Below are 21,904 nucleotides of genomic sequence, written 5' to 3' on the forward strand. Positions count from 1 at the left end.
GATTTTCCTTCGGAAAATCCTCGCACACAAACACGCAACTTTCCATATACATAAACGTTAGACATTTTGTCCCTTGATTAAATTTTATACAATCAAAAATTAACCATTTTAATTACACCATCAGCATTAACATTTAACTTAAATTCTTTAAAAATGAAAAAAACACTTTCTATACTTATTATGATATTATTTGGATTTTTTGTTCAAAATTCTTTAGGACAAGAAAAATTTAATTCTGATTACATTGTAAAGAAAGAAGGAGATACTATATATGGTGCTATCGAATATGAAAATAAACAACCTAATTTAGTTAAATTTAAGAATTTGCAAAATGAAATGGTTAGAAGTTCACGCCTAAAAACATAAGAGCCTTTAAAACAAATGGCACCACTTACTTATCTGCTAATATCCAAACAGAATTCGATACTGTCAAAACTGTATTTTTACAAACCCTTGTTGAAGGTGATAAAAGTTTATATTCTTATGAAGATAGGAATAAAAGCATAAGTTACTACATCTACCAAAATGGTAAATATTTAATTCTAGTTTATAAGAGTAGTAAGAATGAAAATAGAGAAAATAATAAGTTCAAAGGTCAATTATTATACTATTTAAATGATTGTTCTTCTATTAAATCAATTGTTGAAAGTTCTTCTTACAACACTCTAAGCTTATTTAATGTTTTTAAAAAATATTACGAGTGTATGGGTATTACCCCTGATTATAAAAACGAGAAAAGAATAAAAATAGAAAAAGGCATATTTATTGGAGCGTCAATGACCTCATTAAAATTTGATGACCATAAGTTACTTCCCTACCTAAATTCCAAATATAAATCTTCAACTGACATCTCATTTGGTGTTTATTTGGAACTCTTTTTAAATAAAAATAAAGGATGGTCGCTATATAATGAAATTCAGTATTACTCTTATAAATCCTCCAATCACTATGAAGACATTGAAAATGAAAATATATTCACAACTATTAATACAAAAATCAGTCATTCTTTTATAAAATTAAACAATTTAGCTCGCTTCGGTTTTTCGATGGCAAATCAACCTCTATACTTTAACCTAGGGATGACCAATGGATGGGTAATAACCGAAGAAAACTATAGAAGAATTGAAAGTAATGTTTTTTCTGTTCAAACAGTATCAAATGGTTTGGCAATACCCGATGTGAAAAATCACGAGTTTGGTATTATCATGGGGCTAGGAACAAAATTTAACAAACTATCATTTGAAGTTAGATATGAAATAACAGATGGAGTCTCTGAGGATAGTGCAAATTCAAAATTAAACAAGCTTTATTTCCTAGTTGGATATAGGTTATAATCTCGAAACTTCGTTTTCAATAAATTTAAACTATCGATAAGAATCATTACTATTATTGTGAATGAAATGATTAGAAAAATGAATTTAGTTGGATAGAACAAAATTAAACAACGAAATGTCAACAATGGCTAAAAGTAATTGCTTGTTCTCGCCTACTTCTGAAAATCCTCGCGGATTTTCAGTTTGGTGTGTACTTGCAAAATTAACCACTAAATCACGCAACTACTCATAGCCGAGACCGGGTAGACACAAGCTGAAAAAACAACAACATTGGAGCTAAACATGGCACTTAGAGAATTGAAAAAGGAATTAAATCAAATGACCGAAACTGAAATCATTAAACTGATTTTAGAGATGTATAAAAAAATTCCTGATGCAAAAAACTACTTGAACATATTAACCACAAGAGATATTGAACAGCTAACAGAAAAATATAAAAAAGAAATCGAAAGATATATTTATCCAAATGGGAGAAATATGGATTTACGTGAGAATGAAGCTCGAAAAATAATTCGCACAGTTCGCAAAATGAATATCACGGAACTAAATATTGAATTGGAATTACATTATGTTAGCTGTTGCCTAGAAATTATTGAAGATTTTGGATATTGGGATGAGAATTATTATATAGCATTAGGAAAAATGTTTGACAACGCAATAAATGGAATTTCTGAACTTGGAATCGAAGATAAATATAACGAGAAAGTAATATCTTTATCTTCAAAAGCCAGTGAATATGGAATTGAATTAGAGTATTAACGAAAAACATGCCAGTGGCTAACAAATAAAAAAAATTGCTAATTTTAGCTAAACCAAAGTTAGTTGCTCGTTTGCTAGCTTCGGATTTTCCTTCGGAAAATCCTCGCACACAAACACGCAACTTTTCTTATACGTATAAACCTTAGGTACAAGTTGGAAAATCCGTTTGACCATGAAAAATAATGAAATATTACGAGAGCAGATTCTAGAAATAGTAAAAAATCAATTGGAAAATAATGACCCTCCTGAAACAAAAATCACATATAACAAATTGACAATGAATGGATACAATGACTTTCAATCCCGACAGATGATAGGACAATGTGTGGCTATAGAATTGTTTGAAATTATTAAAATGGGTAAACCATTTGATAATGATAGATATATAAAAAATTTAAAAAAACTCCCAAAAGAGCCATTTGAATAAAATCATGAAAATAGAATTTACAAAAGAGGAATATAAAACTCTACTAACTATAGTATATTGTGGAGAATGGATGCTAAACAGCCACAAAATAAAAGATGATAGTCTATCAAAAAAAACTGAGAGTTTAGAGCAAAATATATTTTCCTTTGCCAAGGATGCTGGTTTAGAAAAATGGATAGAATTTGATACAGAAATGAAAAAATATTTTCCTACTGCCGACATGGAAGATGAATTACACAAATTTATTGACCTATATAATTTGAGACAAAAGAAAATATGAGAAGCCAGTGCCTAACACCGTGTATGAAAAATTGCTATTTTTAGCTTGCACAATGTTAGTTGCTTTGTTTGCTAGCGTCTGATTTTCCTTCGGAAAATCCACGCATACATACACGCAACTTTCCATACACATAAACGTTGGCTTTAATTTAACGTATCACACAAAGTTGCAAAAAACGGCAAGAAAACACCACCCTCGGCGAAAAAAAGTGAACATAGTTAAATTATCTATAACTCATTGTATTGTATTAGTTTAAAGCCGTAAATGATCTGGTTCAAATTATCCGCTTTTAATGGTTCTCATCATCCGTCCCATCCACTTTAGTGGTTAATTACAATTTATGGTTAACTTTATCTGAATTACTCTTGGCTTTCAAAAGTTGCTCCTTTAGCTTTTGCATATCATCACTGACTTTTCGCTCAATAACTCTTGCATATATTTGTGTTGAAGCTATCTTAGAGTGACCTAAAAGTTTAGAAACCGTTTCAATTGGAACTCCATTACTTAAAGTAACAGTGGTGGCAAATGTATGTCGAGCCATATGAAAAGTGAGGTTCTTTTTCAAACCTACTGCATTTGCAATCTCCTTGAGATAAAAGTTAACTTTTTCATTGGTGATATTAGGAAATAAAGTTTCAGTTATTTGGCACATAGGATGATCCTGATATTTATTAATAAGATATTGTGCTTTTTCTAATAGCGGAACTTTAACAGAAGATTTAGTTTTTTGACGATTCGTAAATATCCAATCGTTACCATCTATCCCTTTAAGAATATTGTTTTTTGTTAAATTCATTAGGTCAATATATGCAATACCGGTATAGCAGCTGAAAACAAACAAATCTTTTACTCGTTCTAGCCTTTCTATTGAGAACTGATAGGACTCAATATTTGATAGTTCATTTTCCGTCAAATAAGGTCTATCGGTTTTTTCATAAGTTGGTTTCCATCTAACAAAAGGGTCTTTATCTATCCATTCTAAATGAAAGGCAAGCGTTACCATTTTTCGTAATCTTTGAATGTGTTTCATTATGGTATTATTGCCCATTGCTTTTGGATGGCCTTTTGGCCAATAGCTGTGAAGGAAATTTTCAAAATCACAAATAAATTTATAATCAAGCTTATTAAGATAAACATCTGTAGTGTTTAGGTGTTTGTTGAGAAACTTTTTAATGTATCTTTCAGTTACCCCAAAATTTCGTACAGTTCCAGAAGCAAATGTGTTTTCCGTTTTACTCGTATGGTATTCTAAAATATTTTGGAGTGTCTTGGAGTTTTCATCTTCACCCAAATAAATTTCCTTTATCAATTTTGCCGTGATAAGTTCTCCTTTGAATTTTAAATCTTGGTAGCATTGAAAAAGTTGTGTTTGCACCTGAGCCAAATACTGGTTGATTTGTCGAGCCTCCCTTGAATTACCTCGTGCCTTCTTTTTGGCACTGTCCCATAGATGTAAAGGAATTTTCCTTTTTAAGCTAATGTCAATTCGTTTACCGTTTACTGTAATCCTTGCATAAAGTGGCGCTTCGCTATTGATTGCTTTAGAACTTTGCACTAAAAATAGTGTTGAAAAAGTGTGTTTTGTACGCATAGTTGTCGTCTTTAAATTATTAAACATTTATCGAGACGAAAGTCAAATCAACTATTCTAATTCAATGAAGTAATTTGATCAAAGTGTGGGCTAAGCACACACTTTGAAAAAAGGTATCCTTTTAGCACACATTTAAAATCAAATCAATTCAAATCTTATGTACTCCTAAAAACCTGAAAACCATGTAAATCATAAGACTTACATGGTTTTGTTGCTAATTATATTAGCTTTTAGTGACCTCGACTGGATTCAAACCAGTAACCTTCGGGTTATAAATGTGATAAAAAAATAAATATTTATGAATATTTATTAGGTAATATGCTATCTTTGTATTTTGAATGTAATTGTACGTATTTGCATTCAAATAAGTTCATTTTATATTAAAGCAATTATTTGGTTCGCTAATCGGTGCGTACATATAACACAAAAACTATAACTTTTTGAATATCAATTGATTAAAAGACAAGTTCAGACCCCAGCCCGGTCACAAGAAAAAGTTAAGCGTTATTGCTTAACTTTTTCTATTTTTACTAAATACATAATGCGCACATGGCGGAATTGGTAGACGCGCCAGCTTGAGGGGCTGGTATTCGCTTAGAATGTGGAAGTTCGAGTCTTCTTGTGCGCACTTTTCTTTATAAAAACACTAAAATCTTCATTATCTTTTGATTTAATCAATTAATATCTCTACTTTTGTTTAACTTAAATTAGATATTAATGAACAATATTAAAGTTAACTTTAGTATTAAAGACTTAGAAAATCTTACCGGCATAAAGGCTCATACTATTAGAATATGGGAAAAACGCTATAATTTACTGAGTCCGGATAGAACGGATACAAACATTAGAAATTATAGCTTAGCTAGTTTTCAAAAACTACTTAATATTTCCTATTTAAATAATAACGGTTTAAAAATCTCGAAGATTGCAAGTCTAAAAGAAGAAGAAATTCCTATTAAAGTTAGAGAAATCGCATCTCGAGGTAAGGTAGAAGACCACGCCATTAATGCGTTTAAAGTAGCGATGTTGAATTTTGACCAAGTGCTTTTTTACAACACGTACAACAATCTTATTGAAAATAAAACCTTCAATAACATATTCTATTCTGTCTTTTTACCACTGCTTGAAGATATTGGATTACTTTGGCAAACAAGTACTATTTCGCCAGCACACGAACATTTTATATCTATCCATATAAAACAAAAAATTCTTTTAAATTTAGAACGTTTACAGAGTTTGGAACCAAAACCCAACTCAAAAACTTATGTGTTGTTCTTGCCAGACAACGAAATACACGATATTGGTTTACTTTTCATTAATTATGAATTAAGAAGCAAAGGCTATCACACGATATTTTTAGGCGAAAGTGTACCAATGGATAGTTTAACGGATTTATTTGATTTTTTTGAAGATATTACGTTCGTATCGTATTTTACTGTTTATCCTGAAGACGATCAAATAGCTGATTATTTAAATAAATTTAATGAAGAATTACTTCAAAAAACAGGTTCCGAACTACTCTTACTAGGACAAAAATTTACCGATTTCAACACCAAAACTTTACCAAAAAATATTACGGTCTATAAATCCATAGAAAATTTAGTAAAAGAACTCTAAATAGATTTGTTTTTGTTTAACATTTTTGTATATTTGTTAAACAATTATGAAAACAACTATAAACATTATCGGTTCTGGGTTCTCTTCGTTGGCAGCTTCCTGCTATTTAGCTAGAGCTGGCTACGACGTAACCATTTTTGAAAAAAACAATACCATAGGTGGTCGCGCCAGACAATTAATAAAAGATGGATTTACGTTTGATATCGGCCCAACTTGGTATTGGATGCCCGATGTGTTTGAACGCTTTTTTGCCGATTTTGGCAAATTGCCTTCCGATTATTACGCCTTAGAAAAACTAAATCCGGCGTATTCCGTTTATTTTGGGAAAGACGACTACATCACTATTGAAGATACTTTAAACAAAATAAAAATAGCTTTCGAAAAAGAAGAAGCAGGAAGCTCTAAAAAACTAACGCAATTTATAGCAAAAGCTAAAAGCAACTACGATATTGCAATTAAAGATCTGGTTTACAATCCTGGAGTTTCGCCGCTCGAATTAGTATCGCCCGCGACCATTGGAAAACTAAATCAGTTCTTTAGCACGATTAAACGAGATGTTAGAAAAGAATTTAAAAACGACAGACTTGTTAAAATACTAGAATTTCCCGTTTTGTTCTTAGGCGCAAAACCAAATGATACGCCTTCATTTTATAGTTTTATGAATTATGCCGATTTTGGTCTAGGCACCTATCATCCCAAAAAAGGTATGTATCAGGTCATTTTAGCGATAGAAAAATTGGCGCAAGATTTAGGTGTTGCCATTAAAACAAATGCTTCTATTGATAGCATTACGGTAGAAAACGGACAAGCATCAGGTATTATTTCAAAAGGGAAAGCATACAAATCGGATGTGGTTTTAAGTGGTGCCGATTACCATCATACCGAATCTTTATTACCAGAAACATACAGGCAGTATTCTGCAAAATACTGGGATAAAAAAACTTTTGCGCCATCTTCTCTCCTATTTTATGTAGGATTCGATAAAAAATTACAAAATGTAAACCATCATACACTCTTTTTTGATGTTGATTTTGATGTGCACGCAGAAGCTATTTACGACAATCCTAAATGGCCTGAAAATCCATTATTTTATGCAAGTTTCCCGAGCAAAACAGATAGTCATGCAGCACCCGAAGGTAAAGAGGCTGGCATATTTTTAATACCGTTAGCCCCTGGTTTAGAGGACACTCCAGAATTAAGAGAAACTTATTTTAATAAAATTATAGACCGTTTTGAGCATTTAACTTCGCAAAATGTCAAAAAAAATGTTATTTTTAAAGAAAGCTATTGCGTTAATGATTTTATTAAAGATTACAATTCATACAAAGGAAATGCCTACGGCATGGCAAATACACTGTTGCAAACAGCATTTCTAAGGCCTAAGTTAAAAAGTAAAAAAGTGAAAAATATGTTTTTCACTGGTCAATTAACCGTTCCTGGTCCGGGTGTACCACCTTCTTTAATTTCAGGAAAATTAGTATCCGATTTAATCATAAAACATCACCAAATATGAAATCATTATTCGACTCCGTTTCCTATAGCTGTAGCAAAACAGTTACCAATATGTACAGCACGTCATTTTCGTTGGCTACCAAAATGCTTGCGCCATCCATAAGAATGGATATATACAATATTTATGGTTTTGTAAGATTTGCAGATGAAATAGTGGATTCCTTCCATGATTATGATAAAGAAACCTTATTTAATAAATTTTCGGAAGATTTAGAACTGGCTTTGAAAGATAAAATTAGTTTAAACCCCATTCTAAATTCATTTCAACATACCTATCATAAATACAATATCGATAAAAGCATGGTAGATGCCTTTATGAAAAGTATGCGTTTAGATTTACATAAAAGCACCTATTTAAACGAAGGAGATTACAAAGAATACATTTATGGGTCTGCCGATGTTGTTGGATTAATGTGTTTAAAAGTTTTTGTGAAAGGTGATTTAGAAAAATTTAATGCCTTAAAAGACTCAGCCATGTCTTTAGGTTCGGCATTTCAAAAAGTGAATTTCTTAAGAGATTTAAAAGCAGATTTCGACGAATTAAATAGGAGTTATTTTCCGAATGTTGATTTAAATCAGTTAGATGAAAATTCAAAACAACAAATTATTGATGATATTGAAAATGATTTTGAACAAGGCTTAAGCGGGATTAAAAAATTGCCTTTGGAGGCGAAGTTTGGAGTTTTTATGGCCTACAGATACTACAAACAACTATTGAAAAAACTTAAAAAAACGCCAGCGCTTCAAATACGAAACACCAGGATTAGGGTTTCTAATCCAAAAAAAGTGGAATTATTGATGCGCAGCTATGTTAAATATCAATTAAATATATTGTAAATTTATAACATGCAAACACTACTTTGGATACTTATATTTTTAGCAACGTATGGCTTCATGGAATTTATGGCGTGGTTTACGCATAAATACATAATGCACGGGTTTTTATGGTATCTACACAAAGACCATCATAAAAAAGACCATGACAGTTGGTTTGAGCGTAACGACGCCTTCTTTATATTTTATGCTGTTGTAAGTATTGCTTGTTTTTTACTTTGGAAATACGATATTTTTTGGGCAGGTTTACCCATAGGCGTAGGTATTTTTGCTTATGGATTATCTTATTTTTTAGTGCATGACATTTTTATACATCAACGTTTTAAACTTTTTAGAAATGCCAACAACTGGTATGCAAAAGGTGTAAGACGTGCACATAAAATGCACCATAAACACTTAGGAAAAAAGGATGGGGAATGCTTCGGAATGCTCCTCGTTCCTTTTAAATATTTTAAAAAATAAGAGATGTCTTATTTATATCTGCTGTTAAATTTAGGTTCCTTATCTATCCCCTTTCTATTTAGCTTTCATCCAAAATTAAAATTTTATAAACACTGGAAATCTTTAGGCCTTGGTATATTAATAAGCATGCTTATTTTTATTCCGTGGGATGTTTTCTTTACAATTAACGGTATTTGGGGATTTAATTCCAACTATTATCTGGGTGAAGAATTATTTAGTTTACCCATTGAAGAATGGTTGTTTTTTATTTGTATCCCTTACGCCTGTGTGTTTACACATTATTCGCTGTTATATTATTTCCCAAACCTGAAACTTTCTATCGGAAAAACCAAACTAATTAGTTATATACTCGTATTAACTTTTTTGATAATTTCAATATACAACTACGACAAATGGTACACGTTTGTAAATTTTTCGTTGGCTACTATTTTAACACTGCTTGTGGTTACTAAGTATCCAAAAATTCTTCAATCGTATTTGTTAACCTTTTTAGTTATGCTCATTCCGTTTTTTATTGTGAATGGCATTTTAACTGGAAGCTTCATCGACAATGAAGTGGTTTGGTATAATAATAGCGAAAATTTAAATATTCGCTTATTTACGATTCCTATTGAAGATTCTGTTTATGCATTCACACTCATTCTATTGAATCTTTTTGTGATGAAATCTATCAATAAATCTAATTAAATTAAATATTTACAACATTTACTGGTGTTCCTTTTAAATAAGCCGCAAGATTATCGGCAGCCATTTGCATCAATCGACTTCTAGATTCTTTTGGTGCCCAGGCTATATGCGGGGTAATGATGCAGTTCTTAGCATTCAACAAAGGGTTGTCGGCTTTAATAGGTTCTATTGAAACCACATCTACAGCTGCTCCACCCACTTTTCCAGAATTAAGCGCTTCTTTCAAATCGTTTTCAACAATGAGACCACCTCTCGAAGTATTAATAATCATAACACCATCCTTCATTTTAGATAGTGATTCCTGATTAATCATACCTTGTGTAGATTCAGATAACGGACAATGCAAACTTATAATATCTGAAGTCTGAAGCAGTTCATCTAATGCCACATATTTGCAAGTTTCAGACTCCAATTCTAAATTCGTACTTCTGTTATAAGCCAAAATATTTAAACCAAACGCTTGAGCAACTTTAGCAGTTTCCTGCCCTATTCTACCAAAACCAATAATCCCCATAGTTTTGCCAGACAATTCGATAAGTGGCGTATTCCAAAAAGAAAAATCTTTACATTTTGTCCAATCCCCCTTTTGTACCGCATTATTATGATTGCCAACATGATGACACATTTCTAAAAGGAGTGCCATAGTAAATTGCGCAACCGCTTTGGTACTATAAACTGGTACATTTGTTACTGGAATCCCCAATTCTTTAGCTGTATTAATATCTACTACATTATATCCTGTAGCTAATACACCAATGTATTTTATGTTTGGGGCTTTACTAAGTACATATTTGGTGATGGGTGTTTTATTGGTAAATACGATTTCTGCATTACCAATAGTTCTTAAGACTTCTATAGGGTTAAAATCGGTTCTATCATGAACCTTTAATTCGCCGAACTCTTTAATTTTATCCCAACTTAAATCGCCAGGATTTAAGGTGTAACCATCTAATACAACAATCTTCATTTGTTTCGTTTAAAGCATTATTTAAGCAATTTATCAATCGTACTTCTCACCGATTTACTATTCCAATTAGCAGCGCCAGATTCGTCTATTATGATATTTCCATTTTGGTCTATTAAAAAAGTTCTCGGAATTGTTGAAATATCGAAATAATCAGGATACTTGGTTACTGGTCTATGCACTTTAAATGTGTAATTTTTCTTTTCCAAAAACGAGTTTATTTCGGTATACGGATCATTCGTAACGAATAGAAATACTATTTTATCACTGTAATCATTATAAAGTGCTTGGAAACTTGGCATTTCTGCGATGCATGGCGGACACCACGTAGCCCAAAAATTAACTAAAACAACCTTTCCTTTGGCTTCTTCAAAATTATACCGGTTGTTGTTTTCGTCTGTTAACATCCATTTATAATTGGAAATCGTTGTTAGTTTTTCTTCATTAATCGATATGGGCTTTACCAAGGCAATGCCTTTTTGCAAAAACACCTGAATAGGTTGTCTGGTTTGTGGAATAACTAATAAAGCGATTACAATTACAAATACAACATTACTAATTGTTTTTTTCGAAATTTTCATGACTACAAATTAAAAAAGGCATAATTTCTATTTTGAAACTATGCCCTAAATTTAATAAAAACAAAGCGTTTATCTATTCTTCTTCGTCTTTAGATTTAACCTTCTTTACATTAGCTTCATCTGAATCTAACATATTATGTTCATGTAATAAATTATACCACTGAATCACCTTTTTAATATCACTTACGTAGACTCTATCTTCATCATAATCGGGTAAAACCTCAAAGAAATACTCTTCTAGAGCATCTTTACTGTCTTTTGCCTTTACAGAAGTTTGTCCGCCGTTTTCTTTATTTTTAATATTTTCAAAAACTTGCTTTAAAGGCACTTCTTCTGTTAATGTATAAATAGCAATTTCACTTAAAACGCTCACATTTTGTCTCACATTAACCGATAGTCTTTTTTTATCTAATAATGATTCTGCTACAAAACCACCACGCGTTTGCGCTATTAGCTTATACAATCCTGGTTTTCCTGCAATAGCAAGTACTTTTTCTAAACTCATAAATTATTTTTTGAAAGTGGCAAATATCCACTGTTTATTGGTGTATTACAAATATTATCGTTTCTTTTTTTGGTCTGGAAAACGCATTCTATAATCAACGTTAATTTTTCCTTTCGAAATATTACTAAGTCTTCCTTTTATTAACCGTTTTTTAAGGCTTGATAATTTATCGGTAAACAAAATGCCTTCAATATGATCGTATTCATGCTGAATTACGCGTGCAATTAATCCGTCGAAACTCTCTTTTTTAGTTTCAAAATTTTCATCAAGATATTCTATGGTAATTTTAGGTTTTCTAAAAACATCTTCGCGTACATCTGGAATACTTAAACAACCTTCATTAAAAGCCCACTCATCGCCTTCTTCTTCAAGTATTTTGGCATTAATAAACACACGTTTAAATTCTCTTAAATCCTTTTGTTCTGCTTCGGTACAATCTTCATCATCTGAAAAAGGCGCTGTATCGACAATAAACAATCGAATTGAGAGTCCGATTTGAGGCGCAGCTAAACCAACACCACAAGCATTGTACATGGTATCGAACATATTTTCGAGAAGCGTATCAAACTCTGGGTAATCTTTATTTATATCGACTCCAACTTTTTTTAAAACAGGATCGCCATAGGCAATAATGGGTAAAATCATGATTTTATTTTGTGTTACAAGTTGCAAAAATACAACACTTAAATTGAATGATGGTAAAATTTATTTGAAGAATTCTACTATTTGGAGTACAAATAACTTTGTAAAATAAGTGTGGCGCTTATTTCGTCTACCAACGCTTTATTCTTTCTTTGGTTTTTTTTTAAGCCACTATCTATCATGGTTTGAAATGCCATTTTAGAAGTAAAGCGTTCGTCTACACGCTTAATAGGTATTTTAGGAAATTGCGCTTCCAACTTTTTTAAAAACGGCACAATCAAGACCTCACTTTCAGAAGCAGTGTTATCCATTTGCTTAGGTTCTCCAACTATAAAAAGCTCCACAGATTCTTTACTAAGGTAATCCTTCAAAAATGTCAGCAATTCATTTGAGTTCACAGTAGTAAGTCCTGAAGCGATAATTTGTAGTTCATCGGTTACCGCTAACCCTGTACGCTTCAATCCGTAATCAATTGCTAAAATTCGAGCCATAACACATCTTTACTGCAAAAATAATGTAATAAAATAAAAAAAGGCTCTCTTTTCAGAAAGCCTTTTTTAATAGTTTAACCTTATTGTAATATTTGAATATGAAATCTTTATAATTAAGCTTTTTCAGCTACATTCATTTTAGGAAACAAAATATTTAAATTATCTACATTTCTAATACGGTTAAAGTAAATTCTAATATCACTACTACGTGCTATAGATTCTTTAACTTGAGAAGCATCAATTAAAAGTACTTCGTTTTCGTTTGCTGTAGTTGTTGTAGTTTCAACAGTTACTTGTTTGTCATCATTAGAAACAGATACAGTAGTATTAATTTCATTATTTACAACCTCAGTAGTGCTTTGTGCATTTCCAAAAGTGAAAGCTAATAAGAAGATTAATAATATGTAGAAATTTGTTTTCATCTGTTTGTTATTGTTTGATGAGACAAATATATACCCACATAAAGCCTCACACACAATAAATTAGATATATGCGCTAGTATTTTCGATTACAAGTGGAGATGCTATTTTTCACCGATTAATAGACAAAAAGCACAATTTAAAAGACCAAAAACGCATAAAATGTATTTCATCCGGCTAAATTTTAATTTTAAAGAAAAAACAGTCGACTAAACACACAACTACAACCGATAAACGACACTAATTTATTCGTTGTAAAAGTTCATTTAATAAGCGTTTCATTCCCGTTTTTTAAACCATACCTCTTATATTTGCCAAAAATTAAAAAACAAAATGACCGAATTAAGACAAACCATAGAACAAGCTTGGGACAATAGAGATCTTTTAAAAGAAGAAAAAACAACTTCTGCTATCAGACAGGTTGTCGATTTGTTAGATAAAGGAGAATTAAGAGTTGCCGAACCTATTGAAGGTGGCTGGCAAGTGAACGAATGGGTAAAAAAAGCCGTTGTTTTATATTTCCCGATTCAAAAAATGGAAACTATTGAATGTGGTCCATTAGAGTTTCATGATAAAATTCCTTTAAAAAAAGGTTATGCTGAAAAAGGAATTCGTGTAGTGCCTCATGCTGTGGCAAGACATGGTGCTTATATTTCTGCTGGCACTATTTTAATGCCAAGTTATGTAAATATTGGTGCGTATGTAGATGAAGGTACTATGGTTGATACCTGGGCGACTGTTGGAAGTTGTGCTCAAATTGGTAAAAACGTACATTTATCTGGTGGTGTTGGAATTGGTGGTGTTTTAGAACCATTACAAGCAGCTCCTGTTATTATTGAAGACAACGTATTTGTTGGTTCGAGATGTATTGTAGTTGAAGGTGTTCGTGTTGAAACGGAAGCTGTTTTAGGTGCAAATGTTGTGTTGACAATGAGTACCAAAATAATTGATGTTACTGGAGACACCCCTGTGGAGATGAAAGGTCGCGTGCCAGCGCGTTCGGTAGTCATTCCAGGAAGTTACACTAAAAAGTTTGCTGCTGGCGAATACCAAGTACCATGTGCATTAATTATTGGAAAACGTAAAGAAAGCACCGATAAGAAAACATCTTTAAATAACGCGCTTCGTGATAATGATGTGGCGGTTTAAAAAAGGAGGCTACAATCACAGTTTTTAATCATAATTTGAAAATTTTAGTGTTTTAACATGTGCCAATAAGTTGCAGAAATGAATGACAATTCTAAATGCGTTAATAGATGAAAGAAAAAAATCATAACATTCAACTTGATGCAGTCATTACATGGGTTGACGGCAATGACAAAAAGTGGCAAGAAAAAATAAACCAGCACTTAGAAGTAAAAATAGATTTCTCAAAAAAGAAAGAAAGTGTTCGCTTTAATTCTATTGGTGAAATAAATATTGCGATCAAATCCATTATAAAATACGCCCCTTTTTTTAAAAACATATATTTAGTAACGGATGAACAAATACCCGATGATTTTGAAAGTTTAAAAGCATTGGGTAAATCATCTGGCGTTAATCTGGAAATAATTGACCACAAAGTTATATTTAAAGGTTTTGAAGAGTTTTTACCTTGTTTCAATTCCAGCTCAATAGAATGTATGTTATTTAAAATACCAAACCTATCGGAACACTTTGTGATTTTCAATGACGATTTTTTTATAATGAAAACAATGCAACCCAATGATTTTTTTATAAACGACAAACCTATTATAAGAGGCCTTTGGAAATCATTTAATGAAGACCGAAAAATTAGGAACGCTTACCATAAACTACTTACGCTTACGGGTAAACCTATCAAAAAAAATCCAAGTTTTAAGGAATTACAACAAAATGGCGCAAAATTAGCTGGAACAAAACGATATGTAAGACGATTTCACTCACCATATCCTGTTAGAAAATCAACACTTGTTAATTTTTTTGAAAACTACGATATAACGAATAACATAAAATATAAATTTAGGAACAAAAAGAATTTTTTTATTTTTTCCTTATCAGATCACTTGGAAGTAAAAAACAACAATTACTACTTTACTAGTAACACAAAATTAACGTATTTCAGATCCTATAAAAATCATTTTATGGTTAAGCTAAAATTATTTTGGTATGATATTAACAAAAGCAAGCTGTTTATTACGTTTCAAAGCTTAGAAATGGCTGACACAAAAACTCAAGAATACATTCTAAATTGGTTAGACAAAAAGATATAATAAAACCTATGCCATACAAATTTCTAATTTACATATCATATAGCTACGCAGTACCTATTGGAAATCCATTGGAACAAGAAATTATAAGCCGTGGCGATACTGTAAAATGGTTTAGCGACCTAGATAACGGCAAAAACACACTCAAAAATAAAACCAATTTACTGGGAAGTATTCAAGATGTAATTGATTATAAACCCGACATAGTTTTAGCTGCAACTGATGATGTTCCAGATTTTATAACAGGTTTAAAAGTGCAAATATTTCATGGTTTTTTTGCTAAAAAAAGACCTTTAAAAAATGGTGGATTCTATCATTTCAGAATTCGTGGTTTTTTTGATTTGTACTGTACTCAAGGCCCTAGTACCACTACTGAATTCACACGTCTTTCCAAAGAATTAAAATATTTTGAAGTTATAGAAACTGGCTGGAGTAAAGTAGACCCTATGTTTCCTTTAGAAAAAAATAGAGATGCATTACAAAAAAATACTCAGCAACTTCCAATTATCATGATTGCTTCAACTTTTACCGAACGTTTAAGTTTAGCTTATAATGATGCCGTTTTCAATGAAATTAAAAGACTTTCAAACTCAAATAATTATAAATTCATAATGGTTTTGCATCCAAAATTGCCAACACACATTATAAAAAAATGGCAATCGCTAACCAATGAAAATTTCACGTTTTTTGATACGACCGACTTAACACCGCTGTTTTTTAAAGCCGATATTCTTTTTGCTGACACCACATCTGCCATCCAAGAATTTGTACTGCAAAAAAAACCTGTTGTAACTTTCAAACATAAAGTCCACGAAGATTTTTTAATAAATATTGAAGATGCAAGCGCCATTGAAAATGCTTTTAAAACAGCTCTAAATCCGTCGGAAGAATTACTTCATAAAATACAAAGCTACATTAATAACTTACATCCTTACAGCGATGGAAAATCAAGCAAACGTGTTGTTGATGCTTGTATTTCATTTTTGAATAAAGACAAAAGCTACTTAAAAAACAAGCCGCTTAACTTACTCCGTAAATATAAAATAAGAAAGCGCTTGGGATATTTTACATTAAAAAGTTTTGACAAGCATTACACCATTAAAAAACATTAAAGAGCTTTACTTCCTATAAAAAAACCTACTTATAATGATTAAACTTTCAGCAGTAATTATAACCTATAATGAAGAAGAACATTTAGAAAAATGCTTAAGTTCTTTAGCAGGAATTGCCGATGAAATTATTGTAGTTGATTCTTTTTCAACTGATAGAACACCCGAAATTTGCAAAGCATTTAACGTTACTTTTATTCAACATGCCTTTGAAGGCTATATTGAGCAAAAAAACTATGCGGTTTCTTTAGCGAGTAACAATTATATTTTATCGCTTGATGGTGATGAAGCGCTTTCTGAACCTTTAAAAACCAGTATTTTAAAGGTTAAAGAATCATGGCAGTTTGATGGCTATTGCTGCAACCGGTTAAATAACTATTGTGGCCAATGGATAAAACATTCTGATTGGTATCCCGATAAAAAATTACGATTGTTTAAAAAAGATAGCGGTGAGTGGAAAGGTATTAATCCGCATGATTCATATAAATTAAAAAAAGGTCTTAAACCTGGGAAATTAAAGGGCGACTTGTTGCATTGGATTTACCGCGATTATTCCGACCACAACCAGAAAGTGGAGCGATTTTCAACCATTGCAGCTGGTGCGTATTATAAATTAGGCAAGAAATCGTCCATCTGGAAAATAATATACCGACCCGCTTGGGCTTTTTTTAAAGCTTATTTTTTAAGACTCGGATTTTTAGATGGGTTAAACGGATTCGTTATTTGTGTGCAAACTTACAACGCAACCTTTTTTAAATATGTGAAACTCTATAGGCTCTGGAAACTTAAATCTTAGTTATTTTTTAATTTTCAATTTCTTTTTCAGTCGCTTTTTTCGATGGAATTTCTCTTGAAACGCTTCAGTTTCATGCCACATTAAATTAAACACTTTACTGTAATCTTCACCAGAACATTTGGCGTATTCATCGCTCATTACCTCGACCATGGATTTATGAATTGTTAAACGCGCAAAGTTTTTAATTCTCGTTTCAAAATCCATTGCACCAAATTGCATTCTATTTAAATCGACTAAAAAGAAATCGTACGAATTCCCGTTTTTTTTAATCAGCGTATTTCCAGGAGAATGATCTAAAAAGTTAATTCCTTTTTCATGCAAAGAAAAAGTAAACCTAGTAAATGCTCTTAAAATTGAATCGTAATCAGGAATATTAAAATCTTTAGTAAGCTCACGATAAGTTAAATCGCAATCTAATTGTTCACTTATGTAAAAACTCTTTCCAAAGAAAAGTATCGATTTAAATTCGAAATACGCCATGGGCTTTGGTGTACCCACGCCTAGTTCTATTAATTTTTTGGCGTATTCAAACGAGCGTTGGGCTTTACTTTTTCTAAAAAAATTGTAAACAATTTTATTTATAAAATTTGGCACTTTAAAGGCCTTTATATTCAAATCAACACCTTCAAGATTAATTATTTTTATAATGTTTCTTTTACCCTCACCACCTTCTATTGTATCGAAATTCTCAATAATATCTGTGAGTTGATGCTTGTATCTATCGCTTTGTATATTGTTAAAAACACTTTTCATTTTGCAATATTACAAAGTTTTCATTCTAAAAAACTCTATTTGAGCAGCCATTTATTCACTTTAAAATATATAAATGTCAATTTAAATAATTTTTTACCGTTAGGTACAAATTTATTATTGTTGTTATGGGATTCGACAATTTTAATATGATTTTCTTTTTCTAAAACCGGACAACTTTTTAAACCAAAAGAAATTTTATTCTTAAAAGGCAATTCGTGAAAGGTTTTTAAATGCTCGTGTGTTACCCGCTCTCTATCGCATATTTTAAAAAAATAATTATCTAAATTGGGCTCTGCGAGCATTCTAGCTGTTCTACGGTTCCATTTCTCTTTAGCCACTTCTTCACAATCATAATGTGTAAAATGTATTTCTGCATCAGCAAGAAGTGCTACCGGATAGCTTTTAGGTCTGTCGGGATATTTTGATTGGGGTATAAACTTTAACTCTTGTTTTAAATAATATTCAAAATTAGAAAGCACTTTCAAATAACACGGGCCATATAAAAACAACCCTATAAAAGGCGAGTTAAAGGGTCTTTTGTACCAATCATACAAAGATCCTCCCCAACAATTATTAGAAACAATTACAAAATTTCTGTCTTCTAATGCTTTTATATCCTTTTTACTAAGAATCGCCCTAAACGTTTGCCTTAATTTTCTTTTTATAAAAACTTCAACTTTTCTTATCATAAATATGCATCTATAAAAACAGAGCATCTGCTATTCTTAACAAAACTACAAAGTTTTATACAATGTAAAAAACTAATAGTAAATTTGGCATCCTTAATTTATGATATGCAAACTGAGATTAATAATGCTTTAAAAGCATTGAAAAATGGTGGACTTATACTTTACCCAACCGATACTGTTTGGGGAATTGGTTGTGATGCCACAAACCCAGAAGCGGTAAAAAAAGTTTACGAATTAAAACAACGTATAGACAGTAAGGCTCTAATTTGCTTAGTAGCCGATGATAGAATGCTGAAAAAATACGTAAAAAAAATACCTGAAGTCGCTTTAAATATTATTGAAGTGACCGATAAACCAACTACTATAATTTATGATGATGCGCAAAATTTGGCTGCGAATTTAATAGCTGAAGATGGCACCATCGCTATAAGAATTCCTGATGATGAATTTTGTTTTCAGCTGTGTAGAAAATTAAATGGCGCGATAGTTTCAACATCGGCGAATCTAAGTGGTTTTCCAACACCTAAATCATTTAAAGAAATACAACAAGAGGTTTTAAAAGGTGTAGACTATGTTGTAAATTTGCACCACGAAAAAATTTGCGACAAACCATCGTCAATTATCAAATTAAGTAACAATGGTGTTGTGAAGATTATTCGTGAATAATAAGAGCCAAAAAATTCAAACTCCTTATAATCGTTGGTTTTTTGAATTTGATTATTGAATTTTCATAAATGAATTACAAAGAAGCATTACAACATCCTATTTTTAAAATAATATCTAAATCTGCCAAAGAGCTCAATATAGATAGTTACGTTATTGGCGGTTTTGTACGCGATTTTATTTTAAAACGAGGTACTGCTAAAGATATAGATGTTGTTGCCATTGGCGACGGTATAAGTCTGGCAAAACAAGTTGCCAAAAATTTACCTACTAAGCCAAAAGTTCAGGTTTTTAAAACCTATGGCACCGCCATGCTTCGCTATGACGATATAGAAATTGAATTTGTTGGAGCTCGTGTAGAATCTTATAACGAAGACAGTAGAAATCCTGCCGTTGAAAATGGGACGCTTGAAGACGACCAAAACAGACGTGATTTTACAATTAATGCCTTCGCGTTAGATTTAAGTGAAGCCAATTTTGGTGATTTACTCGATCCTTTTAATGGTATCGAAGATTTAAAAAACAAAATTATTCGCACCCCATTAAATCCAGATATTACATTTAGCGACGATCCGCTTCGCATGTTAAGGGCGATAAGGTTTGCCACACAGCTTAATTTCACAATAGAAAAAAAATCGTTAGCTGCCATTTCAAGAAATTCTGAAAGAATTAAAATAATTACCAACGAACGTATAGTGGTAGAAATAAACAAAATTCTTGAAAGTAAAATACCATCCATCGGCTTTTTACTCTTAGAGCAAACGGGTTTATTAAAACATATTTTACCAGAGCTTATTGCTTTAAAAGGTATTGATGAAGTAGAAGGTCAGCGCCATAAAGATAATTTTTACCACACTTTAGAAGTCGTTGATAATATTGCCAAAAACACCGATAATCTATGGTTACGTTGGGCCGCATTACTGCACGATATTGGCAAAGCACCCACCAAAAAATTCAGCAAAAAAGTGGGATGGACATTTCACGCCCATGAATTTGAAGGCTCTAAAATGGTGTATCGTTTATTTAAACGACTGAAAATGCCATTGAATGACAAAATGAAATTTGTACAGAAAATGGTATTTATGAGTTCACGCCCCATTGCACTTGCTAACGAAGAAGTTACCGATTCGGCAGTGCGCAGATTAGTGTTTGATGCGGGCGATTTTGTTGATGATTTAATGACGCTTTGTGAAGCCGACATTACCACAAAAAACCCTAAAAAATTTAATAAATACCACAATAATTTTAAGCTGGTTCGGGAAAAAATTATAGAAGTTGAAGCGCGAGATCATGTGCGTAACTTTCAACCACCTATTTCTGGCGAAGAAATTATGGAAACATTTAATTTAAAACCGTCTAGAGAAATTGGAATTATAAAAGAATCTATCAAAGAAGCTATTTTAGAAGGTGAAATCCCAAATGAATATGAAGCAGCTTATAAATTGATGTTGAAAGAGGGGGAAAAACTTGGATTAACAATTAACAATTAACAATTAACAATTAACAATTAACAAAATTCGTGAATTCGTGGCTATCATGAAAAAAGACAACAAAAAAGTAATTTATTGGTTATTAACAGGATGCTTTTTAATATTTATAATGGTTGTAGTAGGTGGAATAACCAGACTTACACATTCTGGTCTATCCATATCCAACTACAAACTTATTTCTGGGACGCTTCCTCCTATGAACGAAGCAGAATGGCATGAAGCATTCGATTTGTACAAACAATACCCTGAATACAAAAAACTTAACAATCACTTTAATCTTCAAGACTTTAAAGACATATACTTCTGGGAATGGTTACACCGTTTTATTGGTAGAATGATTGGGCTTGTGTTCATTATTCCGTTTTTATACTTTCTCATTACAAAACAACTTACCAAACCCACCATCAAAAAATCCATTATTTTATTGTGCATGGGCGCATTCCAAGGATTTATGGGATGGTATATGGTAAAAAGTGGTTTGGTTGATAATCCAGATGTTAGCCATTACCGCTTAGCGGCACATTTAATAACGGCGTTTATCACCTTTGCATACACCTTTTGGGTGACTTTAGACTTAATTTTGCCCAACAAGAAAAAAGTAAATATTGGCTTTAGAAATTTAATTCGCTGGGGGCTCGCAGTTCTAATAATCCAAATTATTTACGGGGCGTTTGTTGCAGGTTTAGATGCTGGTTTTATTCACAATCATTGGCCAATGATGAGTGAGGGTAAGTTCATGCACGAAACCGTTTATATAGAGCAAACCCCATTTTATAAAAATTTAATTGAAGGTAAAAGTGGTGTGCAGTTTGTTCACAGAATACTCGCCTATGTTGTTGTTATATTTATTTTTATCATTTGGAGAAAATCGAAAACAATAAACCTAACCATCATACAAGCCAAAGCCATAAATTATTTGTTACTTATTGTTGGTCTACAATTTATTTTAGGTGTTTTCACAATTTTACTTAATGTACCTGTATGGCTTGGAGTAGCACATCAAGTTGGTGCATTTTTCTTATTAAGTGCTATGACTTTTACTCTGCATAGATTCACCAAATAAGATTAAAA

The 21,904-nt window shown here is 31.9% G+C and carries 26 protein-coding genes and 1 tRNA gene; 18 read left to right on the forward strand and 9 right to left on the reverse strand.

Translation table 11 applies throughout. From position 1 onward, the window contains the following. Positions 1-153: 153 nt before the first annotated feature. From ACFQ0I_RS17050 to ACFQ0I_RS17070, 5 genes are all read left to right on the forward strand, one after another. On the forward strand, positions 154-366 hold the full coding sequence (locus ACFQ0I_RS17050; RefSeq protein WP_379944197.1) for a hypothetical protein: 213 nt from the start codon (positions 154-156) through the stop codon (positions 364-366). Positions 367-704: 338 nt separating this feature from the next. Further along, positions 705-1,334 carry a hypothetical protein gene (locus tag ACFQ0I_RS17055; RefSeq protein ID WP_379944198.1) on the forward strand — a complete coding sequence of 210 codons (630 nt, stop codon included), beginning with the start codon at positions 705-707 and terminating at the stop codon, positions 1,332-1,334. Between the two features lie 282 nt (positions 1,335-1,616). After that, entirely contained in the window at positions 1,617-2,093 is a 477-nt protein-coding gene (locus ACFQ0I_RS17060; RefSeq protein ID WP_379944199.1) for a DUF6155 family protein, read from the forward strand. Positions 2,094-2,265: 172 nt separating this feature from the next. After that, complete coding sequence (locus ACFQ0I_RS17065; protein WP_379944200.1) at positions 2,266-2,520, forward strand: hypothetical protein; 255 nt, start codon at positions 2,266-2,268, stop codon at positions 2,518-2,520. 4 nt (positions 2,521-2,524) lie between these two features. Continuing rightward, on the forward strand, positions 2,525-2,800 hold the full coding sequence (locus ACFQ0I_RS17070; RefSeq protein ID WP_379944201.1) for a hypothetical protein: 276 nt from the start codon (positions 2,525-2,527) through the stop codon (positions 2,798-2,800). 331 nt (positions 2,801-3,131) lie between these two features. Here the strand turns inward: ACFQ0I_RS17070 and ACFQ0I_RS17075 are convergent, their stop codons facing one another. Beyond that, positions 3,132-4,391: a site-specific integrase gene (locus ACFQ0I_RS17075; RefSeq protein ID WP_379944202.1), complete on the reverse strand. Its 1,260-nt coding sequence runs from the start codon at positions 4,389-4,391 to the stop codon at positions 3,132-3,134. Between the two features lie 543 nt (positions 4,392-4,934). Here ACFQ0I_RS17075 and ACFQ0I_RS17080 point away from each other — a divergent pair. The 6 genes from ACFQ0I_RS17080 to ACFQ0I_RS17105 all read left to right on the forward strand — a co-directional run bounded on the left by ACFQ0I_RS17080 (position 4,935) and on the right by ACFQ0I_RS17105 (position 9,503). Next, positions 4,935-5,019: transfer RNA gene (locus tag ACFQ0I_RS17080), tRNA-Leu, on the forward strand. 89 nt (positions 5,020-5,108) lie between these two features. Further along, complete coding sequence (locus ACFQ0I_RS17085) at positions 5,109-6,008, forward strand: MerR family transcriptional regulator (RefSeq protein ID WP_379944203.1); 900 nt, start codon at positions 5,109-5,111, stop codon at positions 6,006-6,008. A 46-nt stretch (positions 6,009-6,054) separates the two neighbouring features. Further along, positions 6,055-7,521 (forward strand): phytoene desaturase family protein, encoded by a 1,467-nt coding sequence (locus ACFQ0I_RS17090; protein WP_379944204.1) that lies wholly within the window; start codon positions 6,055-6,057, stop codon positions 7,519-7,521. Continuing rightward, positions 7,518-8,357, forward strand: a complete 840-nt coding sequence (locus ACFQ0I_RS17095) for a phytoene/squalene synthase family protein (protein WP_379944205.1) — start codon at positions 7,518-7,520, stop codon at positions 8,355-8,357. Before ACFQ0I_RS17090 ends, ACFQ0I_RS17095 begins: the two co-directional genes overlap by 4 nt. Before the next feature lie 9 nt (positions 8,358-8,366). Continuing rightward, positions 8,367-8,816, forward strand: coding sequence for a beta-carotene hydroxylase (locus ACFQ0I_RS17100; protein WP_379944206.1), 450 nt, complete (start codon positions 8,367-8,369; stop codon positions 8,814-8,816). A 3-nt stretch (positions 8,817-8,819) separates the two neighbouring features. Continuing rightward, a complete protein-coding gene (locus ACFQ0I_RS17105; RefSeq protein ID WP_379944207.1) occupies positions 8,820-9,503 on the forward strand; it encodes a lycopene cyclase domain-containing protein in 684 nt (227 codons plus the stop codon). Position 9,504: 1 nt separating this feature from the next. Here the strand turns inward: ACFQ0I_RS17105 and ACFQ0I_RS17110 are convergent, their stop codons facing one another. The 6 genes from ACFQ0I_RS17110 to ACFQ0I_RS17135 all read right to left on the reverse strand — a co-directional run bounded on the left by ACFQ0I_RS17110 (position 9,505) and on the right by ACFQ0I_RS17135 (position 13,108). Beyond that, positions 9,505-10,470 carry a D-2-hydroxyacid dehydrogenase gene (locus tag ACFQ0I_RS17110; protein WP_379944208.1) on the reverse strand — a complete coding sequence of 322 codons (966 nt, stop codon included), beginning with the start codon at positions 10,468-10,470 and terminating at the stop codon, positions 9,505-9,507. Between the two features lie 17 nt (positions 10,471-10,487). Further along, on the reverse strand, positions 10,488-11,048 hold the full coding sequence (locus ACFQ0I_RS17115) for a TlpA family protein disulfide reductase (protein WP_379944209.1): 561 nt from the start codon (positions 11,046-11,048) through the stop codon (positions 10,488-10,490). A 73-nt stretch (positions 11,049-11,121) separates the two neighbouring features. Further along, positions 11,122-11,553, reverse strand: coding sequence for a DUF5606 family protein (locus tag ACFQ0I_RS17120; protein WP_379944210.1), 432 nt, complete (start codon positions 11,551-11,553; stop codon positions 11,122-11,124). Positions 11,554-11,607: 54 nt separating this feature from the next. Then, positions 11,608-12,198 carry a peptide deformylase gene (gene def / locus ACFQ0I_RS17125; protein ID WP_379944211.1) on the reverse strand — a complete coding sequence of 197 codons (591 nt, stop codon included), beginning with the start codon at positions 12,196-12,198 and terminating at the stop codon, positions 11,608-11,610. Between the two features lie 77 nt (positions 12,199-12,275). Then, entirely contained in the window at positions 12,276-12,686 is a 411-nt protein-coding gene (ruvX, locus tag ACFQ0I_RS17130; RefSeq protein WP_379944212.1) for a Holliday junction resolvase RuvX, read from the reverse strand. A 113-nt stretch (positions 12,687-12,799) separates the two neighbouring features. Then, the gene (locus ACFQ0I_RS17135; protein ID WP_379944213.1) at positions 12,800-13,108 is read right to left on the reverse strand and encodes a hypothetical protein; all 309 of its coding nucleotides are present in this window, start codon (positions 13,106-13,108) and stop codon (positions 12,800-12,802) included. A gap of 330 nt (positions 13,109-13,438) precedes the next feature. Between ACFQ0I_RS17135 and ACFQ0I_RS17140 the strand changes: the two genes are divergently transcribed. The 4 genes from ACFQ0I_RS17140 to ACFQ0I_RS17155 all read left to right on the forward strand — a co-directional run bounded on the left by ACFQ0I_RS17140 (position 13,439) and on the right by ACFQ0I_RS17155 (position 17,238). Then, positions 13,439-14,254, forward strand: coding sequence for a 2,3,4,5-tetrahydropyridine-2,6-dicarboxylate N-succinyltransferase (locus ACFQ0I_RS17140; RefSeq protein ID WP_379944214.1), 816 nt, complete (start codon positions 13,439-13,441; stop codon positions 14,252-14,254). Positions 14,255-14,361: 107 nt separating this feature from the next. After that, positions 14,362-15,336: a Stealth CR1 domain-containing protein gene (locus tag ACFQ0I_RS17145; protein WP_379944215.1), complete on the forward strand. Its 975-nt coding sequence runs from the start codon at positions 14,362-14,364 to the stop codon at positions 15,334-15,336. Positions 15,337-15,344: 8 nt separating this feature from the next. Further along, positions 15,345-16,445 (forward strand): CDP-glycerol glycerophosphotransferase family protein, encoded by a 1,101-nt coding sequence (locus ACFQ0I_RS17150; protein WP_379944216.1) that lies wholly within the window; start codon positions 15,345-15,347, stop codon positions 16,443-16,445. A 34-nt stretch (positions 16,446-16,479) separates the two neighbouring features. Beyond that, positions 16,480-17,238, forward strand: coding sequence for a glycosyltransferase family 2 protein (locus tag ACFQ0I_RS17155; RefSeq protein WP_379944217.1), 759 nt, complete (start codon positions 16,480-16,482; stop codon positions 17,236-17,238). On the opposite strand, the gene ACFQ0I_RS17160 is transcribed toward ACFQ0I_RS17155, so the two are convergent. Continuing rightward, positions 17,239-17,991 (reverse strand): lipopolysaccharide kinase InaA family protein, encoded by a 753-nt coding sequence (locus ACFQ0I_RS17160; protein ID WP_379944218.1) that lies wholly within the window; start codon positions 17,989-17,991, stop codon positions 17,239-17,241. It abuts the gene before it with no gap. Positions 17,992-18,026: 35 nt separating this feature from the next. Next, positions 18,027-18,680, reverse strand: coding sequence for a DUF1919 domain-containing protein (locus ACFQ0I_RS17165; RefSeq protein WP_379944219.1), 654 nt, complete (start codon positions 18,678-18,680; stop codon positions 18,027-18,029). A gap of 105 nt (positions 18,681-18,785) precedes the next feature. Between ACFQ0I_RS17165 and ACFQ0I_RS17170 the strand changes: the two genes are divergently transcribed. The 3 genes from ACFQ0I_RS17170 to ACFQ0I_RS17180 all read left to right on the forward strand — a co-directional run bounded on the left by ACFQ0I_RS17170 (position 18,786) and on the right by ACFQ0I_RS17180 (position 21,896). Beyond that, the gene (locus ACFQ0I_RS17170) at positions 18,786-19,346 is read left to right on the forward strand and encodes an L-threonylcarbamoyladenylate synthase (RefSeq protein WP_379944220.1); all 561 of its coding nucleotides are present in this window, start codon (positions 18,786-18,788) and stop codon (positions 19,344-19,346) included. Between the two features lie 68 nt (positions 19,347-19,414). Then, the gene (locus ACFQ0I_RS17175) at positions 19,415-20,833 is read left to right on the forward strand and encodes a CCA tRNA nucleotidyltransferase (RefSeq protein ID WP_379944221.1); all 1,419 of its coding nucleotides are present in this window, start codon (positions 19,415-19,417) and stop codon (positions 20,831-20,833) included. 46 nt (positions 20,834-20,879) lie between these two features. Beyond that, complete coding sequence (locus ACFQ0I_RS17180) at positions 20,880-21,896, forward strand: COX15/CtaA family protein (protein WP_379944222.1); 1,017 nt, start codon at positions 20,880-20,882, stop codon at positions 21,894-21,896. Positions 21,897-21,904: the final 8 nt, after the last annotated feature.

Origin of the sequence: Mariniflexile aquimaris (assembly GCF_042676825.1) — a bacterium.
Taxonomy (GTDB): domain Bacteria; phylum Bacteroidota; class Bacteroidia; order Flavobacteriales; family Flavobacteriaceae; genus Mariniflexile; species Mariniflexile aquimaris.

Bases quoted from the DNA above. Each gene is read 5' to 3' on its own strand.
- ACFQ0I_RS17060 (WP_379944199.1), top strand. From the start codon at position 1,617: ATGGCACTTAGAGAATTGAAAAAGGAATTAAATCAAATGACCGAAACT.
- ACFQ0I_RS17180 (WP_379944222.1), top strand. From the start codon at position 20,880: ATGAAAAAAGACAACAAAAAAGTAATTTATTGGTTATTAACAGGATGC.
- ACFQ0I_RS17170 (WP_379944220.1), top strand. From the start codon at position 18,786: ATGCAAACTGAGATTAATAATGCTTTAAAAGCATTGAAAAATGGTGGA.
- ACFQ0I_RS17165 (WP_379944219.1), bottom strand. From the start codon at position 18,680: ATGATAAGAAAAGTTGAAGTTTTTATAAAAAGAAAATTAAGGCAAACG.
- ACFQ0I_RS17105 (WP_379944207.1), top strand. From the start codon at position 8,820: ATGTCTTATTTATATCTGCTGTTAAATTTAGGTTCCTTATCTATCCCC.
- ACFQ0I_RS17050 (WP_379944197.1), top strand. From the start codon at position 154: ATGAAAAAAACACTTTCTATACTTATTATGATATTATTTGGATTTTTT.
- ACFQ0I_RS17145 (WP_379944215.1), top strand. From the start codon at position 14,362: ATGAAAGAAAAAAATCATAACATTCAACTTGATGCAGTCATTACATGG.
- ACFQ0I_RS17150 (WP_379944216.1), top strand. From the start codon at position 15,345: ATGCCATACAAATTTCTAATTTACATATCATATAGCTACGCAGTACCT.
- ACFQ0I_RS17075 (WP_379944202.1), bottom strand. From the start codon at position 4,391: ATGCGTACAAAACACACTTTTTCAACACTATTTTTAGTGCAAAGTTCT.
- ACFQ0I_RS17135 (WP_379944213.1), bottom strand. From the start codon at position 13,108: ATGAAAACAAATTTCTACATATTATTAATCTTCTTATTAGCTTTCACT.
- ACFQ0I_RS17065 (WP_379944200.1), top strand. From the start codon at position 2,266: ATGAAAAATAATGAAATATTACGAGAGCAGATTCTAGAAATAGTAAAA.
- def (WP_379944211.1), bottom strand. From the start codon at position 12,198: ATGATTTTACCCATTATTGCCTATGGCGATCCTGTTTTAAAAAAAGTT.
- ACFQ0I_RS17110 (WP_379944208.1), bottom strand. From the start codon at position 10,470: ATGAAGATTGTTGTATTAGATGGTTACACCTTAAATCCTGGCGATTTA.
- ACFQ0I_RS17090 (WP_379944204.1), top strand. From the start codon at position 6,055: ATGAAAACAACTATAAACATTATCGGTTCTGGGTTCTCTTCGTTGGCA.
- ACFQ0I_RS17085 (WP_379944203.1), top strand. From the start codon at position 5,109: ATGAACAATATTAAAGTTAACTTTAGTATTAAAGACTTAGAAAATCTT.
- ruvX (WP_379944212.1), bottom strand. From the start codon at position 12,686: ATGGCTCGAATTTTAGCAATTGATTACGGATTGAAGCGTACAGGGTTA.
- ACFQ0I_RS17095 (WP_379944205.1), top strand. From the start codon at position 7,518: ATGAAATCATTATTCGACTCCGTTTCCTATAGCTGTAGCAAAACAGTT.
- ACFQ0I_RS17070 (WP_379944201.1), top strand. From the start codon at position 2,525: ATGAAAATAGAATTTACAAAAGAGGAATATAAAACTCTACTAACTATA.
- ACFQ0I_RS17120 (WP_379944210.1), bottom strand. From the start codon at position 11,553: ATGAGTTTAGAAAAAGTACTTGCTATTGCAGGAAAACCAGGATTGTAT.
- ACFQ0I_RS17160 (WP_379944218.1), bottom strand. From the start codon at position 17,991: ATGAAAAGTGTTTTTAACAATATACAAAGCGATAGATACAAGCATCAA.
- ACFQ0I_RS17175 (WP_379944221.1), top strand. From the start codon at position 19,415: ATGAATTACAAAGAAGCATTACAACATCCTATTTTTAAAATAATATCT.
- ACFQ0I_RS17055 (WP_379944198.1), top strand. From the start codon at position 705: ATGGGTATTACCCCTGATTATAAAAACGAGAAAAGAATAAAAATAGAA.
- ACFQ0I_RS17140 (WP_379944214.1), top strand. From the start codon at position 13,439: ATGACCGAATTAAGACAAACCATAGAACAAGCTTGGGACAATAGAGAT.
- ACFQ0I_RS17155 (WP_379944217.1), top strand. From the start codon at position 16,480: ATGATTAAACTTTCAGCAGTAATTATAACCTATAATGAAGAAGAACAT.
- ACFQ0I_RS17115 (WP_379944209.1), bottom strand. From the start codon at position 11,048: ATGAAAATTTCGAAAAAAACAATTAGTAATGTTGTATTTGTAATTGTA.
- ACFQ0I_RS17100 (WP_379944206.1), top strand. From the start codon at position 8,367: ATGCAAACACTACTTTGGATACTTATATTTTTAGCAACGTATGGCTTC.